This is a genomic window from Arthrobacter dokdonellae (assembly GCF_003268655.1).
In the GTDB taxonomy this organism is placed as follows: Bacteria; Actinomycetota; Actinomycetes; order Actinomycetales; family Micrococcaceae; genus Specibacter; species Specibacter dokdonellae.
In genome coordinates, this window is the sequence record NZ_CP029642.1 from 2760263 (window position 1) to 2774864 (window position 14602).

General features: G+C 68.6%; 10 protein-coding genes and 1 riboswitch. Of the genes, 1 reads left to right on the forward strand and 9 read right to left on the reverse strand.

Annotated features, from left to right (window positions below):
• Positions 1 to 36 precede the first annotated feature (36 nt).
• From rpmA to DMB86_RS12320, 4 genes are all read right to left on the reverse strand, one after another.
• Positions 37 to 294: a 50S ribosomal protein L27 gene (gene rpmA / locus DMB86_RS12305; protein ID WP_113718066.1), complete on the reverse strand. Its 258-nt coding sequence runs from the start codon at positions 292 to 294 to the stop codon at positions 37 to 39.
• Between the two features lie 63 nt (positions 295 to 357).
• A complete protein-coding gene (rplU, locus tag DMB86_RS12310; RefSeq protein ID WP_113718067.1) occupies positions 358 to 666 on the reverse strand; it encodes a 50S ribosomal protein L21 in 309 nt (102 codons plus the stop codon).
• A gap of 358 nt (positions 667 to 1024) precedes the next feature.
• Positions 1025 to 2638: a bifunctional hydroxymethylpyrimidine kinase/phosphomethylpyrimidine kinase gene (locus DMB86_RS12315; protein WP_113718068.1), complete on the reverse strand. Its 1614-nt coding sequence runs from the start codon at positions 2636 to 2638 to the stop codon at positions 1025 to 1027.
• Positions 2629 to 2727: riboswitch (TPP riboswitch) on the reverse strand. Its footprint overlaps the gene before it by 10 nt.
• A 112-nt stretch (positions 2728 to 2839) precedes the next feature.
• Positions 2840 to 6697 carry an Rne/Rng family ribonuclease gene (locus DMB86_RS12320; protein ID WP_113718069.1) on the reverse strand — a complete coding sequence of 1286 codons (3858 nt, stop codon included), beginning with the start codon at positions 6695 to 6697 and terminating at the stop codon, positions 2840 to 2842.
• A 390-nt stretch (positions 6698 to 7087) separates the two neighbouring features.
• On the opposite strand from DMB86_RS12320, the gene DMB86_RS12325 reads away from it, so the two are divergent.
• Positions 7088 to 7720, forward strand: coding sequence for a vitamin K epoxide reductase family protein (locus DMB86_RS12325; protein WP_113718070.1), 633 nt, complete (start codon positions 7088 to 7090; stop codon positions 7718 to 7720).
• A 147-nt stretch (positions 7721 to 7867) separates the two neighbouring features.
• On the opposite strand, the gene ndk is transcribed toward DMB86_RS12325, so the two are convergent.
• From ndk to ileS, 5 genes are all read right to left on the reverse strand, one after another.
• Positions 7868 to 8284, reverse strand: coding sequence for a nucleoside-diphosphate kinase (gene ndk, locus DMB86_RS12330; RefSeq protein WP_113718071.1), 417 nt, complete (start codon positions 8282 to 8284; stop codon positions 7868 to 7870).
• A gap of 62 nt (positions 8285 to 8346) precedes the next feature.
• Positions 8347 to 9102, reverse strand: a complete 756-nt coding sequence (locus tag DMB86_RS12335; RefSeq protein WP_113718072.1) for a maleylpyruvate isomerase family mycothiol-dependent enzyme — start codon at positions 9100 to 9102, stop codon at positions 8347 to 8349.
• Between the two features lie 158 nt (positions 9103 to 9260).
• Positions 9261 to 9692: a DUF4233 domain-containing protein gene (locus DMB86_RS12340; RefSeq protein WP_113718073.1), complete on the reverse strand. Its 432-nt coding sequence runs from the start codon at positions 9690 to 9692 to the stop codon at positions 9261 to 9263.
• Positions 9693 to 9695: 3 nt separating this feature from the next.
• Complete coding sequence (locus DMB86_RS12345; protein WP_113718074.1) at positions 9696 to 11078, reverse strand: bifunctional folylpolyglutamate synthase/dihydrofolate synthase; 1383 nt, start codon at positions 11076 to 11078, stop codon at positions 9696 to 9698.
• Positions 11075 to 14374: an isoleucine--tRNA ligase gene (gene ileS, locus DMB86_RS12350; RefSeq protein ID WP_113719544.1), complete on the reverse strand. Its 3300-nt coding sequence runs from the start codon at positions 14372 to 14374 to the stop codon at positions 11075 to 11077. Before ileS ends, DMB86_RS12345 begins: the two co-directional genes overlap by 4 nt.
• Between the last annotated feature and the right edge of the window lie 228 nt (positions 14375 to 14602).

Sequence of the window (14602 nt, forward strand, 5' to 3'; positions counted from 1 at the left end):
CCAGCCGGCCCGCTCCACGTGCGAAAAGCTATTTTGTCAGACCGCAGCTGCGACGATGTTCACAACGCGGCGTCCGCGCCGCTGGCCGAACTCGACCGCACCGGCGTCCAGGGCGAACAGGGTGTCGTCCTTGCCGATGCCCACGCCCGCACCGGGGTGGAAGTGGGTGCCGCGCTGGCGGACGATGATCTCGCCGGCCTTGACGACCTGACCGCCGAAGCGCTTCACCCCGAGGTACTGAGCGTTGGAATCACGACCGTTGCGAGTGGAGCTCGCGCCCTTTTTATGTGCCATTTGAATTGCCTACCTTTTGACTAAAGACTGTTGAAGAGGACCTGCTGCGACTGCGTAAGGAAATTACGCGATCGAGGTGATCTTGACCTTGGACAGTTCCTGACGGTGGCCCTGACGCTTCTTGTAGCCGGTCTTGTTCTTGAACTTCTGGATGACGATCTTCGGTCCGCGAAGATCCTCCAGCTTCTCAGCCGTAACCTTTACATTAGCCAGGTCCTTTGCGGCGGTGGTGAGCTTCTCACCATCAACCAAGAGCAAAGCGGGCAGCTCAAGCGTGCTGCCGACTCCACCGGGGACGCGGTTCATGGTCACGTAGTCTCCGACGGAAACCTTTTCTTGACGGCCGCCTGCGCGGACAATCGCGTACACCACTGGGGAACTCACTTCTCTCGACGTTTATTACAAAGAATTATTGTGCCTCAACGCCGTGGACCTCAATGGAGTTCTACCATGGAGTGGCTGCCCTCAGAGTTGGCGTAAGCACCGAAGACCAAGAATACGCTAATTCCAGCCCCGGCCGCAAATGAGACTGGCTCCGCGCTACCGAAACGTAGGCATCGGGGTCGCTGCCCATCAGCCACGCCCGCTCAACGGAACCGTGCCCCATCACTCTAGCCGACATTTGGCGCAGACCGTGGGCTTCCCGGGCGTGGCGCGCAACTTTAAGCCGGCGCGGGCCAGTGGCGTTCGTCACGCTGCCCCTGCGGCCGGCCGGCCAGGCGCCGGCCGGTCAGGCGTAGAGCCGCGGCGCGTCAAAGAAATCCACTTCGTATTGCGCCGAGTTGCCAAAGGCCTCCCTCATGCGCTCCCGCTCCAGCGCGGAGCCCCGGCCCGCCGCGGCGTCGACGATTGCCACGGCCCGGGCCGCGGCCTCGGTGAAGGCGTCGTCCGCATACGTTTCCAGCCACTCACGGTATGGATGGACGCCCCCGTCCGTGCCGCCGTCGTGCTTCACAGCCCCTGCCGTCGGGCCGCCGCCCGCCCTCCTGAGTTCTGCCTTCCGGAGTTCGGCCGCCCGGTAGTCGGCATCGAGCACGCGGCCCACCTCGGCGTACAGCCAGTAGCACGGCAGTACGGCGGCGGCCACTTCGGCGTAGCTGCCCGAGAAGGCAACGGCCTGGAGGTGGTCCACATAGTGCTTGGTCACGGGCCCCTGCGTCACGTCCACCGGGTGCCGACTAAGCCACTCGCGATGGAGCGAGAGTTCCACGGCCAGGCAGTTCTGCGCGCCGGCGGCCCAGAAGCGCTGCTCGTCCTCGGTGGGGGCCAAGGCACTGGCACGGGCAAGCACGCGCGAATACGCGTTGAGGTACTGCGCGTCCTGGGCCAGGTAGTAGGCAAAGTGCCGGCTGTCGAGCGAACCGGCGGTGAGGTCCTTGATGAAGTCCAGCGCAAAAAGGGCTTCACGCTGGGGTGCGATGTCGGCCCACAGCGACCGGCTGAACGCGTCGGCGGCCGGCGGCCGGTTGGTCCACAGTTCGTGGAAGTGGTTGAGCGGCCCGTGCCCGTGCCCGAGGTCCAGCGCGTCCGCGGTGCGCAACGCCCCCGTCAGCCAGTCCTTGGCCCGCTTCACACTTTCGGGCCAGCTGCCGGTCTGTGCCTGCAGCGTGGCCAGCGCGGCGGACAGCGAACAGCCGGTGCCATGCGTGTTGGCGGTGTCCACGCGCGGCCCCGCGAAAACCTCCACCGACCCGTCCGGGCCCAGCAGCGCATCGGGGCATTCGTCCCCGTCCAGATGCCCGCCCTTGACCAGCACGGCGATGCCGTGGGCCAGGGCCAGCGCCTTGCCCTGCTGCAGCGCAGCCTCCCACGTCGCGGCCTGGGGCTCGCCCGCCAGGACGCCCAATTCGACGAGGTTGGGCGTGGCCAGATGGGCGTGGCGGAGCAGGCGGAGCAGCGCTTCCCGGGCGTTCCCGTCCATGAGGTCGTCACCGCTGGTCGCCACCATGACCGGGTCAAGCACGACGACGGGCGGCCGGGTTTTCGCCAGCCACTCCCCCACGGCGTCCATCACCCCGGCGTTGGCGAGCATGCCGATCTTGACCGCGTCGATCGTGATGTCCGCTGAGAGGCTGTCAAGCTGCCGGGCGAGGAAGTCGGCCGGTGGCACATGGACGCCCTGCACCCCCCGGGTGTTCTGTGCGGTCAGCGCCGTGATGGCGGCCATGGCATAGCCACCGTGGGCGGAGATGGCCTTGATGTCGGCCTGGATGCCGGCGCCTCCCGAGGGGTCCGAGCCGGCGATGCTGAGCACGTGCGGGGGCCGCGGCGCGCCGCCGGCACCCGCCGTCGGCTCCGCGGGCGGGAGGTGCCGGAGTGGTACGGGAGTGGCGGTGCTGTTCAAGGGGACATCCCTTCGCCGGTGCTGGCCGGACAGGTTCAACGGGTCTTTTCTCAGCCGGCCCTCCTGGCCTGGCACCCCGTGTCGCTCCCCACCCTAGCGCCGCCCCCGCCCGTTAAGGAAAACCGTGTGCCAGAAGGCGCCGTCCCACGACCGGATAGGGTCGATGGGACGTCACCTTCTGGCACACGGTTGAAGTCGGTGCTAGAGCTCCGAAGCCGGGACGCCGACGCCGAGCATGATGATCGGCGCCGCTTCCTTCGCGGCCGCGGCCTTCGGCTTGACGGCCGGCTGCGCGGCGCTGCTGTGCGCGGTGCCGCCCTGGCCGGCGGCGGTTTCCGAGGTGTCCACGCTCATGTCCGCCCCGCCTTGGGCGCTGCGGGCGCTGCGGTTGCGGCGCGGTCGGCGGGACCGCGGGCGGTCCGCTGCTTCACCGGCGTGCCCGTCGTGCGCGGCCTGGCTGGACGTCCCGCCGGTTCCCGCCGCGGGTTCCGTGCCGTGCACCTGGGCGGGGGCCGCCGGGTTCTTCGGTCCGGCCAGCTGGTCCAAGGCCTGCGACAGGCCCGCCAACGCGGCCGCCTGCTCGGCGCGGTGCGCCTCGTCGTCGTGCCTGTGGCCGCGTGGCAGGGCCACTGCCTCCCCGCCCAGCGTCACTGTGGCCGTGCTGCCCAGGCTGGTCGGCAGGGTTTCCAGCGCGGCGGATTCGCCGGCGTCGGCGTGTCCCGCACCGGTGTGTCCCGCGCCGGCGTGGCCCGCGTCAGTTTGTCCCGCGTCGGCGCGGCCTGCCTGCGGGCCCTCATGGTGCGCGGCAGCGGCGGCTGCGGCAATGCTGGCCAGCGCGGCGCGCGCCTGCGTGGCCTTTTGCAGCCGCTCGGCCTCCGTGGCCTCGTCAATGACGGGCGCCTCCACGTGGTCGTGCACGTCTTGGTGGTCGCCGTCCGGATGGGAACGGTTGCGGTTGCGCTTCCGTTCGCTGCGGGTGGAGCGGTTGGCGGTGCGTTCGGCCTCGCGGTGGTCGTTGCGGCCCGGCTGCGGATGGTGCTGCTCGGCGGCCACCGTGTGGACGCGGCGGTGCTCCACCGGGATTTCATGGGTGACCATGCCGCGCCCGGCGCAGGCCTCGCACTGCTCGCCAAACACTTCCAGCAGGCCGGTGCCCATGCGCTTTCGCGTCATCTGCACCAGGCCCAGGCTGGTGACCTCTGCCACCTGGTGCTTGGTCCTGTCGCGGCCCAGGCATTCGACCAGGCGGCGCAGCACCAGGTCGCGGTTGGATTCGAGGACCATGTCGATGAAGTCGATGACGATGATGCCGCCGATGTCGCGCAGGCGCAGCTGGCGGACCACTTCCTCGGCCGCTTCCAGGTTGTTCTTGGTGACGGTTTCCTCGAGGTTGCCGCCGGAGCCGGTGAACTTTCCGGTGTTGACATCGACCACGGTCATGGCTTCGGTGCGGTCGATGACCAGCGAGCCGCCGGAAGGCAGGAACACCTTCCGTTCCAGGGCCTTGGAGATCTGCTCGTCGATGCGGTGGGCGCCGAAGATGTCCTCCGCCTTGGTCCACTTTTCCAGCCGGTCCAGCAGGTCCGGGGCCACGTAGGTGACATAGGCCTCGATGGTGTCCCACGCTTCTTCGCCGGCGACGATCAGCTTGGTGAAGTCCTCGTTGAAGACGTCGCGGACCACCTTGATGGTCAGGTCGGGTTCGGCGTAGAGCATTTCCGGGGCGAGCGTCTTGGTGGATGTGGCCCGGGTGTTGATGCCTTCCCACTGGGCGCGCAGCCGGTTGATGTCGTTGGTGAGCTCTTGCTCGCTGGCGCCCTCGGCGGCGGTGCGGACGATGACGCCGGCGTCTTCCGGCAGGTGGTCCTTCAGGACGCGCTTGAGGCGGTTGCGTTCAACGTCGGGCAGCTTGCGGGAGATGCCCGTCATGGAGCCGCCGGGGACGTACACCAGGTAGCGCCCCGGCAGGGAGATCTGGCTGGTCAGGCGGGCGCCCTTGTGGCCCACCGGGTCCTTGGAGACCTGCACCAGCACGGAGTCGCCGGACTTGAGCGCGTTCTCGATGCGGCGCGGCTGTCCGTTCAGGTGCGCGCCGTCCCAGTCCACTTCACCGGCGTACAGGACGGCGTTGCGGCCGCGGCCGATGTCGACGAAAGCGGCCTCCATGCTCGGGAGCACGTTCTGGACCTTGCCCAGGTAGACGTTGCCGATCAGCGAATCCTGCTGTGTCTTGGAGACAAAGTGCTCCGCCAGAATGCCGTCTTCGAGGACGCCGATCTGGATGCGGTCCTCATTTTGGCGAACCACCATGACCCGGTCCACGGATTCGCGGCGTGCAAGGAACTCGGCCTCGGTAATGACGGTGCGGCGGCGGCCGGAGTCGCGGGAATCGCGGCGGCGCTGCTTCTTGGCTTCCAGGCGGGTGGAGCCGCGCAGGCTGGTCACGCGGTTGGAGGCGCTCTGCGAGGATTCCACGGCCGTGCGCGGTGCCCTCACCTTCGTGACGGTGTTGGGCGGGTCCTCGTCGGTTCCGCCGGCCAGTTCCAGATCGGCGTCCCCGCGGCGGCGCCGACGCCGACGCCGGGAGGTGACACCGGCGGAATCCTCGGGGTGGTCCGCCTGCTCGTCTTCGTTGGAGCCGTCTCCCACGTCGTCGCCGGTCTCGGACGACTTATTGCGGCGGTTGCGGTTGCGCCCCCGGCCCCGGCGGTTTTCCTGAGTGTCCTCGGCGTCACCGGCGTCGCGCTCTTCCACCTGCTGGGCCGCGGCCTGGGGCGGGGTCGTCACGGCCAGGCTGAGGTCCGGGGCCAGGAACAGGGCGGAAACGCCGGCGCCCGGGGCCAGGAACGGCGAGTCCGCAGACGGCCGCGTGTTGGCCTCGGGCTCCGTCCCGGTGGTGGCGGCTGTGTGCCCGGCCGAGTCGTTCGAGGGTTCGCTGGCGTTCCTTGCAGCCGCATCGGCGGTGCCGGCGGTGCCGACGGTTTCAGCCGCATCGGCGGTGCCGGCGGTTTCAGCCGTGGCGGCACCGGAACCGTGCCCAAAGACCCCGGCGTCGGGTGTTGAAGCGTCATGGCCCGGGGCCTCCGATGTATCGGCGGCGGCTTCCCGCGGGGCCTTCCCGGCAGCCTTCGCTGCGGCCGGCCTGCGCCGGCTGCGCGTGGTCCTGGCGCCGAGGGAAGCTTCGTCCGCGGACGCTTCCATCGCGGCAGCCTGCGGCACAGGGGTTTCCTGGGCAGGGGCTGACTGGGCGGGCGCTTCCAGAACAGTGTCCGGGACTTCGCCCTCCGCTGCCGGGAGGGCCGCCGCGCCGGCCTTGGCGCGGCTGCGGCGGACCGGCGCCTTCCTCGCGGGCGCGGCTCCCCCGGCGGGGGCCGCTTCCCCGGCGGGGGCCGCTTCCACGGCCGCTGGCTCGGCTGCGCCGGCGGCGGGAGCGGCTACTGCGGCGGCGGGAGGCGCGGCAACCACCGGTGCGGTGCTGCTGTGCCCCAGGGAAAGTTCGCCCTGCACAGCTTCGGGGGCCGGAGCGGTAACGGGAGCCGTGGCGCGGCGGCGCGGGGCCCGCTTGGCGGGCGCCTTCTGCGCCGCTGCTGCGGTTTCACGTGTTGCCGATGGGGCTGCGGCGGGTGCGGAGTCGGCACCCGTGCCCAGCGGCCGGCCATTCACCGATTCAGCGGTCCCGTCGGTGGCGGCCAGTCCGTCCAAGAGGTTGGGAAGGTCCTGCGCAGTCACCTTCTTCGCCCGGCTGCGCCGTGCGGGTGCGTTCTTGGCCGGGGCAGCGGCAGGTTCGGCAGCGGTCCCACCAGAAATGTCAAGGACCGCCTCGGACCCTGCTGCCTCCGACCTTGACGCGCTCGGCGCCCCTGCGGACCTTGATGCGCTCGGCACCCCTGCGGATGCGGCGGAAGTGTCGGTCACCTTGGCTGTGGCGCGGCGCGAACGGCGCGCCTTGGGGGATGCCGGCGTCGTGCCGTCAGCCGGACCGCCAAAGGAGGCGTCCCCCGCGGCGGCGCTGCCTGCAGTTGTTTCGTTTGATTCTGTTGAGGGCTGGTCTTTATCCATTTGTGGCGTTACTTTCGCGCCGCCGCCGCACCCCCACATCGGGTGCCGCGGGCGGCAGATGTGCCAGCACCCGCGGGCGCTGGCGGAAGTCGTCTAATTGCTTCCTTCCGCGGCACCACCTTTATACGGGTGCGCAAGCTCGAAGGCAGCCAATGGCCTGCCGCAGTTGTCTGCGTGGGACCGCCCGGTGGATGGCTTCCATGGAATGGAGCGTCGTCACCGGCAATCCCGAGGGCCTGCCATTGGACCAAAAGGCGCATGTGGATCGCCGATCAGCCACCTTCATTGTCTCATACGCCGCCGCGCCCGGGGCGTTGGCAGGCACGGCGCGCCAAGATTGCCACGCTACAATCAGGACAACAATCGACCAGTCCCACAGAAAAGGCCTCCATGTCGAGCCCCACCACCTCCGCGCGCCCCGCCGATGCCGCCGTGCCAGCCCTGGTGCGGGCCAGACCGTTCGGCTGGTTCCTGGTCATCACCGGCGTGGTGGCCTGGATTGCCTCGGCCACGCTGGTGCTGGAGCGCCTGGAACTCTACACAAACCCGCACGCGAAGATCAGCTGCGACATCAACTCGTGGATCTCCTGCGGCGACGTCATGCAAACCGCCCAGGCCGCGATCTTGGGCTTCCCCAACCCGTTCATCGGCCTGGTGGCCTTCGCGGTGGTCATCACCACCGGCGCGGTGCTGCTGGCCGGCGCGGATCTCGCGCGCTGGTACTGGATCGGCCTCCAGGCGGGGATCACGCTCGGCATGGTGCTTATCTGCTGGTTCTTCACCCAGGCCGTGTATGTGCTGGCTATCCTGTGCCCGTACTGCATGGTGGTGTGGTCCATGATGATTCCGCTGTTTGTCTGGACCACGGTGCGCAACCTCAAGCACGGCGTCATTCCGGCCGGTCCCGGCGTCGCCAAGTTCGCCTCCGACTGGGCCTGGGTCATCGTCGGCCTGGCCTACCTGGGCGTCATTGCCGCCATCTTCTTCAAGTTCATGCACGTGATCATCCCCTCCAACGCCTGATTCCTGGGTGGTCCCACGCCCACGACGGGCCCGTCGCGAGCCTGCGGGCAGTGGCAGCGGCTGGGGAACGACGCCGAAGGGCACCTCCCAGCCGGGAGGTGCCCTTTCGTTTGCGGCCCGCTTTTGCCGCATCGCGGAGGTTGCCGTTTAGGCGAACCAGATGCCGATCTCGCGCTCGGCGGACTCCGCCGAGTCCGAGCCGTGGACCAGGTTCTGCTGGACCTTCAGTCCCCAGTCACGGCCAAAGTCGCCGCGGATGGTACCGGGGGCCGCGGTGGTGGGGTCGGTGGTTCCGGCCAAGGCGCGGAAGCCCTCGATGACGCGGTGGCCTTCAAAGATGGCGGCCACAACGGGCCCGGAGAGCATGAACTCGACCAGCGGCTCGTAGAACGGCTTGCCCGCGTGCTCGGCGTAGTGCTGCTCCAGCTGTTCGAGGGTGGCGTTGACCTTCTTCAGTTCGGCCAGCGTGTAGCCCTTGGCCTCGATCCGGGCCAGGACGGCTCCGGAGAGGTTGCGGGCCACGCCGTCGGGCTTGACCAGGACGAGGGTGCGCTCGATGCTCACAGATTCTCCTTGGGAGTTTGGGGAAGATTGGCTTGCACCTGCGGGGCAGGGCCGCATCCAGCTTACTGGGTCGCCAGCACCAGCCTGGCCCGCAGCTCGGCCACGGCGTCGGCGCTGCCGTCGGCGGCGGGGAGCGGTCCCCGGCCCCACAGCCACAGCAGCACGTCTCCAGGGTGGCCAAAGACCGTCGCCGCGTCCGGTGCCGAAACCTCGCCGCGCACAACGGCAACGGACGCCGGCTCAAGAGTGACCGTCCAGCGGTATTCATTGCACTCCACGGCGACGGAGGCCCCGGAGGCGTCGTCGATGACCTCCTCGGACCAGTCCCCCGCAAGCATGAGGGTCAGTACCTCGTCGATGCCGTCCAGGGCCAGCCTCTCGTCAAGGGGACCCGGGACTCCCGCGGCACTTTGAACGTCACGGCGGTGCATGGCCGTCTCATGTGCCATCCGGCGCAGCCAGAAGCCCACCGTCTGGTCGGGCGGCCACCACGTGCCCGCGGGATCTGCCGGGACGTGGCGCTGGAACTGCTCCACGAGGCGGCCGTGGCAATCGTCAAGCACATCCACCGCCGGGGGCACCGACAGCCATGGCGGCGGCCAGCCGTCCCTCGGCATGACCCCGGTGCGGATCGATTCGGCCTTGTGCAGGTACACCTCGGCCAGGTGGCGGATCACATCAGCGCCGGTCCAGCCTGGGCACTCGGGAACCGGATTGTTCAAGGCCTCGGGCGCCACCTCGCGGAGGCGTGCGTAGTCGCGGTCAAAGGCTGACCGGAAGGCGGCAAAACTCGGCGCGTAGGGATAAAGTCCATTCATTCCTCCACGCTAGAACCTACCCCGGGACCGTGCAACGGCCGGGCTGGCAGGCGGCGGCCGGGGCACGGCTTCGGACATCGGCGGGGCAGCAAATAAGGGCGCCAGGTCCGAACCGGCGGGGCAGCAAGTGCGGCCCCGACAACTGGCTTCCGGCGGAGCTAGTCCGTGGCGTCCGGGTGGGCGGCGTCCCATTCGGACTGCTGGCGGGCGCGCGCCCGGTTCTCACGGTCAATCCGGCCGCCCGTGCGCAGCCCGTACCACCAGGCGATGGCGAACAGGACGCCCACCACAAACATGGACGGCTCCCAGAAGCCGCCGGCAATGAGCAGCAGCTGCAGGATCCAGCCAAACGCCGGCCCCCACTTCTTCCCCATGAACGCGCAGGCGGCCACCATCAGCACGGCCAGCACGACGGCCGCCACCAGGTAGACCGGGTTCTTGCCGTGCACGCCGAAGAGCGCCAGGCCCAGGAAGAGCGCCACGAAGGCTTCCAGCACCAGCACGGTGGAGGCGAACATGGTCTTGGTGGAGCGCAGCTTCTTCGGCATCCCCGGACGCCATTCACGCTGCGCCTTGGTCAGTCTCGCCATGCCTCAGGCACCATCCCTTTCGCCGGGGCGTCCCAGCAGTATCCGCGCCTCGCCCACCACGGTGATGGAGCCGGTAATGAGCACGCCCCCGGCCAGGTCGTTGTTGGATTCGGCGCGTTCCACGGCCCATTCGATGGCGTCGTCGAGCTTCTCGGCGATGTGGACGTCCTCCTCGTTCCAGCCCAGGTCCACGGCCATCTCGGCCAGTTCGGCCGCGGGGATGGCCCGGGGCGAGCTGGACTGCGTGAGGCAGATTTCAGCGGCCTCGTCACCATAGGATTCCTTCAGTGTCCGCAGGATTTCCTCGGCGTCCTTCTCCTGCAGGACGCCGAGCACCACCACAAGCTTGCTGAAGGCGAACGCCTCCTGCAGGGCGGTGGCGCTGACGGCGATCCCCGCGGGGTTATGCGCCGCGTCGACCACAATGGTGGGCGAGGTGCGCAGCACTTCGAGCCTGCCGGGCGAGGTGGCGTTGCCGAAGCCTTCCCGGACCAGTTCCAGATTCAGTTCCTTCTCCCCCCCGCCCAGGAACGCCTCCAGGGCCGCAAGTGCGACGGCGGCGTTCCCGGCCTGGTGCGCGCCGTGCAGCGGCAGCAGGATGTCCGGGTAGCGCCCGGCAAGGCCCTGCAGGGTGACCATCTGCCCGCCCACGGCAATGGTGCGCGATTCCACGCCGAACTCGACGCCTTCGAATGTGAACGCGGCGTGCATTTCCCGGGCCTTGTCCAGGATGACCTGGGCAGCGTCCACGGGCTGGACGGCGCTGACCACGAAGGCGCCTTCCTTGATGATGCCTGCCTTTTCCAGCGCAATCTCCCCCGTCGTGTCCCCCAGCAGCTCGGTGTGGTCCAGGGAGATGGGCGTGATGACGGCCACCTGGCCGTCGCCCACGTTGGTGGCATCGGTGATGCCGCCCAGGCCCACTTCCAGCACGGCCACGTCCACGGGCTCGTCCGCGAAGATGGCATAGGCCAGGATGGTCAGGCACTCGAAGTACGTCAGGCGCTGTTCGCCCGCGGACTCGAGCTCGGCGTCGACCATCTGCAGGTAGGGGCGGATCTCGTCCCAGATCCGCACGAAGGTCCCGTCGGGGACGGGGGCGCCGTCGATGCTGATGCGCTCGGTGACCCGGCTCAGGTGCGGGCTGGTGTAGCGGCCGGTGCGCAGGCCGTGGGCCAGCAGCCCGGATTCGATCATGCGGGCCGTGGAGGTCTTGCCGTTGGTGCCGGTGATGTGGATGATCGGGAACGCCTTGTTCGGCTCCCCGAGGATGTCCATGGCCCGGAACAGCGGCGCCAGGCGCGGTTCCATCTTATTTTCCGGGGCACGCCCCAACAGTTCGGCATAGACGCTCTCGACGGAGAATTCGTCGTGTTCGTGGGTCATGGGGCAACAGTCCGTTCAACAGTGATGGTCGTGTCAACATCCCCGGGCACCAGCTCGAGCTCGAGGGTGAGCGTTTCCTTCTTCACCAGGTCCGCGTTGGCGTGGAGGGCGTCCACCACCTCCTGGGGTGCTTGGACAATGGTTCGGATGCGGTCGCTGACGTGCAACCCCGCGTCCTTGCGGGCCTGCTGGATGGCCCGGACCATGTCCCGGGCGGTGCCCTCGGCCTCCAGCTCGGGGGTGAGCGCGGTGTCGAGCACCACGAACCCGCCGCCGGGGAGCATCGCGACCGCGGTGGATCCGCCGTCGCGCGCGTCGGAGACCACTGTCTCCAGCGTGTACTCGGACGGTTCCAGCACCAGGCCGCCGGCCGTGACCACGCCGTCGGCTTCGGACCAGTCGCCGGACTTGGCGCCCTTGATGGCCCGCTGGACGTCCTTGCCCAGGCGCGGGCCGGCCGCGCGGGCGTTGACCACCAGCTTTTGTGAGATGCCGAACTCCTCCGGGGAGGCGTCCGAGGAATCCACAAACCGCACGGCGCGGATGTTCAGCTCGTCGGCAACCACTTCCGCGCCGCCGTGGAGCGCCGCCGCGTTGGGGGCCACCACGGTGAGCCCGGCCAGCGGCAGCCGCACGCGCAGCTTGGCGGCCTTGCGCAGGCTGGAGCCGGTGGAGCAGATCTGCTGGACGCGGTCCATCTGCTCCACGAGGGCGGGGTTGGGCACAAACAGGTCCGCGTTGGGCCAGTCGGTCAGGTGCACGGAGCGGCCCCCGGTCAGGCCGCGCCAGATCTCCTCGGTGACCAGCGGCAGCAGCGGGGCGGCCGTGCGGCACACGGCTTCCAGCGCGGTGTAGAGCGCGTCGAAGGCGTCGGTGTTCTCATCGAAGAAGCGGTTGCGGCTGCGGCGCACGTACCAGTTGGTCAGCATGTCCAGGTAGCCGCGCAGGGCGTCGCAGGCGCCGGAGACGTCGTAGGCGTCCAGCCTGGCGCCCATCTGGCGGACCAGGTCCCCGGTGTTGGCAAGCAGGTACTCGTCCATGGTGTCGGAGTAGCCGTCAAAGCGCAGCCTGGCGTCGTAGCCGGTGCCGCCGTTGGCCGTGTTGGCGTACAGCGTGAAGAAGCTGTACACGTTCCACAGCGGCAGGATGACCTGGCGGACGCCGTCGCGGATGCCCTGCTCGGTGACCACCAGGTTGCCGCCTCGCAGGATGGGGCTGGACATCAGGAACCAGCGCATGGCGTCGGAGCCGTCGCGGTCCAGCACCTCGGAGACGTCCGGGTAGTTGCGCAGGGACTTGGACATCTTTTGCCCGTCGGAGCCCAGGACGATGCCGTGGCTGATGACGTTCCGGAACGCGGGGCGGTCAAAAAGGGCGGTGGAGAGGATGTGCAGCATGTAGAACCAGCCGCGCGTCTGCCCGATGTACTCGACAATGAAGTCGGCCGGGTTGTGCGTGTTGAACCATTCCTCGTTCTCGAACGGGTAGTGCACCTGTCCGTACGGCATGGAACCGGAGTCGAACCAGACGTCCAGCACGTCCTCCACGCGGCGCATGGTGGACTGGCCCTGCCCGGGCGTGCGGGGGTCGTCCGGGTTGGGGCGCGTCAGCTCGTCGATGAACGGACGGTGCAGGTCCACCTCGCCGGCCTTGTTCAGCGGCAGCCGGCCAAAGTCGGACTCCATCTCGGCCAGGGAGCCGTACACGTCGGTGCGCGGGTAGTCGGGGTCGTCCGACTGCCACACCGGGATGGGGCTGCCCCAGTACCGGTTGCGGCTGATGGACCAGTCGCGGGCGTTCGCCAGCCACTTGCCGAACTGACCGTCCTTGACGTTGCCGGGGATCCAGTTGATCTCCCGGTTCAGCTCGGACATGCGGTCCTTGAACTTCGTGACCTCCACGTACCAGGAGGAGATGGCGCGGTAGATCAGGGGCGTGCGGCAGCGCCAGCAGTGCGGGTAGCTGTGCACGTAGCTGGCCTGGCGGACCAGGCGGCCGGCGTCGCGGACCACGCGGGTGATGGTCTTGTTCGCGTCAAAGACCTGCACGCCGGCGATGTCGTGGAGCGGCCCGCCTTCGAACAGGGGCAGGAACTTCGCGCCCTCGTCCACGGACAGGACCACGGGGATGCCGTACTGCTCGCAGACCTTCTGGTCCTCTTCACCGTAGGCGGGAGCCTGGTGGACAATGCCGGTTCCGTCGGTGGTCGTGACGTAGTCGGCCAGGAGGAACTGCCAGGCCTTGGCCGTGCCGTACTTTTCATCGTCGGCAAAGTAGTCCCACAGGGGTTCATACTTCAGCCCCTCCAGCTCGGAGCCCGTGTACGTGGCGGTGACCGCCTCCGCCGCGGCAGCGCCGTCGTCGTACCCCAGGTCCTTGGCGTAGGCCCCCACCAGGTCCGAGGCCAGCAGGAACGTCCCGGTGGTCGAGCTTGCCGAGACCGCGGAGGACCCGTTGGGCCCGACAGGCACCACGACGTAGTTCACGGCGGGCCCGACGGCGAGGGCCTGGTTGGTGGGCAGGGTCCAGGGCGTGGTGGTCCAGGCGAGCGCGGCAACCCCGGCCAGCTCCTGTGAGAGGGCGGACTCGCCGGCCAGGATGGGGAACGTGACGGTGACCGTCTGGTCCTGGCGGTCCTTGTAGACGTCGTCGTCCATGCGCAGCTCGTGGTTGGAGAGCGGCGTCTCATCCTTCCAGCAGTAGGGCAGCACGCGGTAGCCGTTGTAGGTCAGGCCTTTTTCGTGCAGCTGCTTGAACGCCCAGAGCACGGATTCCATGTACTCGACGTTGAGCGTCTTGTAGTCGTTGTCGAAGTCCACCCAGCGGGCCTGGCGGGTGACGTACTCCTGCCATTCGCCGGCGTACTTCATGACGGAGGAGCGGCAGGCGTCGTTGAACTTGTCGATGCCCATGGCCTCGATCTGCTTCTTGTCCGTCATGCCCAGCTGCTTCATGGCCTCCAGCTCGGCGGGCAGCCCGTGCGTGTCCCAGCCGAAGCGGCGCTCCACGCGGCGGCCGCGCTGGGTCTGGTAGCGGGCCACCAGGTCCTTGGCATAGCCGGTCAGCAGGTGCCCGTAGTGGGGCAGGCCGTTGGCGAAGGGCGGGCCGTCATAGAACACGAACTCGTTGGAGCCGTCCCGGCCGGCCTCGCGCTGGTCAATGCTCGCCTGAAACGTGCCGTCCTCGGCCCAGTACTTGAGCACGCGCTCCTCCAATTCCGGGAAACGCACGGAGGCGGGCACGTGGTGGGAACCGGCGGGGCGGCCGGCGGCGGAGGCCTTCGGGAAGTGGGTCATCACATCATCCTGGTGGTGGGCGATCATTTCAGGATGCAAGGACGGCTTGCGCCGCGGTACCACCTCGCTTGCCGTGCCCTGGCTTTAAGGCCAGGAGGCGGCCGCTTGTTGACTGCTGTGACGGGCTTACCCGCCCGGTTCTACTGGCGCCCGCCGTCTCTGCCTGCGGGCGCGTTCTTCCGGGAGCTCACCGGTGATGGCCGGGTCGCAGCTTTGTCCTCCATGATA

Excerpts from the sequence above, each read along its gene's own strand:
- rpmA (WP_113718066.1), bottom strand. The coding sequence starts at position 294 with ATGGCACATAAAAAGGGCGCGAGCTCCACTCGCAACGGTCGTGATTCC.
- DMB86_RS12320 (WP_113718069.1), bottom strand. The coding sequence starts at position 6,697 with ATGGATAAAGACCAGCCCTCAACAGAATCAAACGAAACAACTGCAGGC.
- DMB86_RS12325 (WP_113718070.1), top strand. The coding sequence starts at position 7,088 with ATGTCGAGCCCCACCACCTCCGCGCGCCCCGCCGATGCCGCCGTGCCA.
- DMB86_RS12335 (WP_113718072.1), bottom strand. The coding sequence starts at position 9,102 with ATGAATGGACTTTATCCCTACGCGCCGAGTTTTGCCGCCTTCCGGTCA.
- DMB86_RS12340 (WP_113718073.1), bottom strand. The coding sequence starts at position 9,692 with ATGGCGAGACTGACCAAGGCGCAGCGTGAATGGCGTCCGGGGATGCCG.
- DMB86_RS12345 (WP_113718074.1), bottom strand. The coding sequence starts at position 11,078 with ATGACCCACGAACACGACGAATTCTCCGTCGAGAGCGTCTATGCCGAA.
- ileS (WP_113719544.1), bottom strand. The coding sequence starts at position 14,374 with ATGACCCACTTCCCGAAGGCCTCCGCCGCCGGCCGCCCCGCCGGTTCC.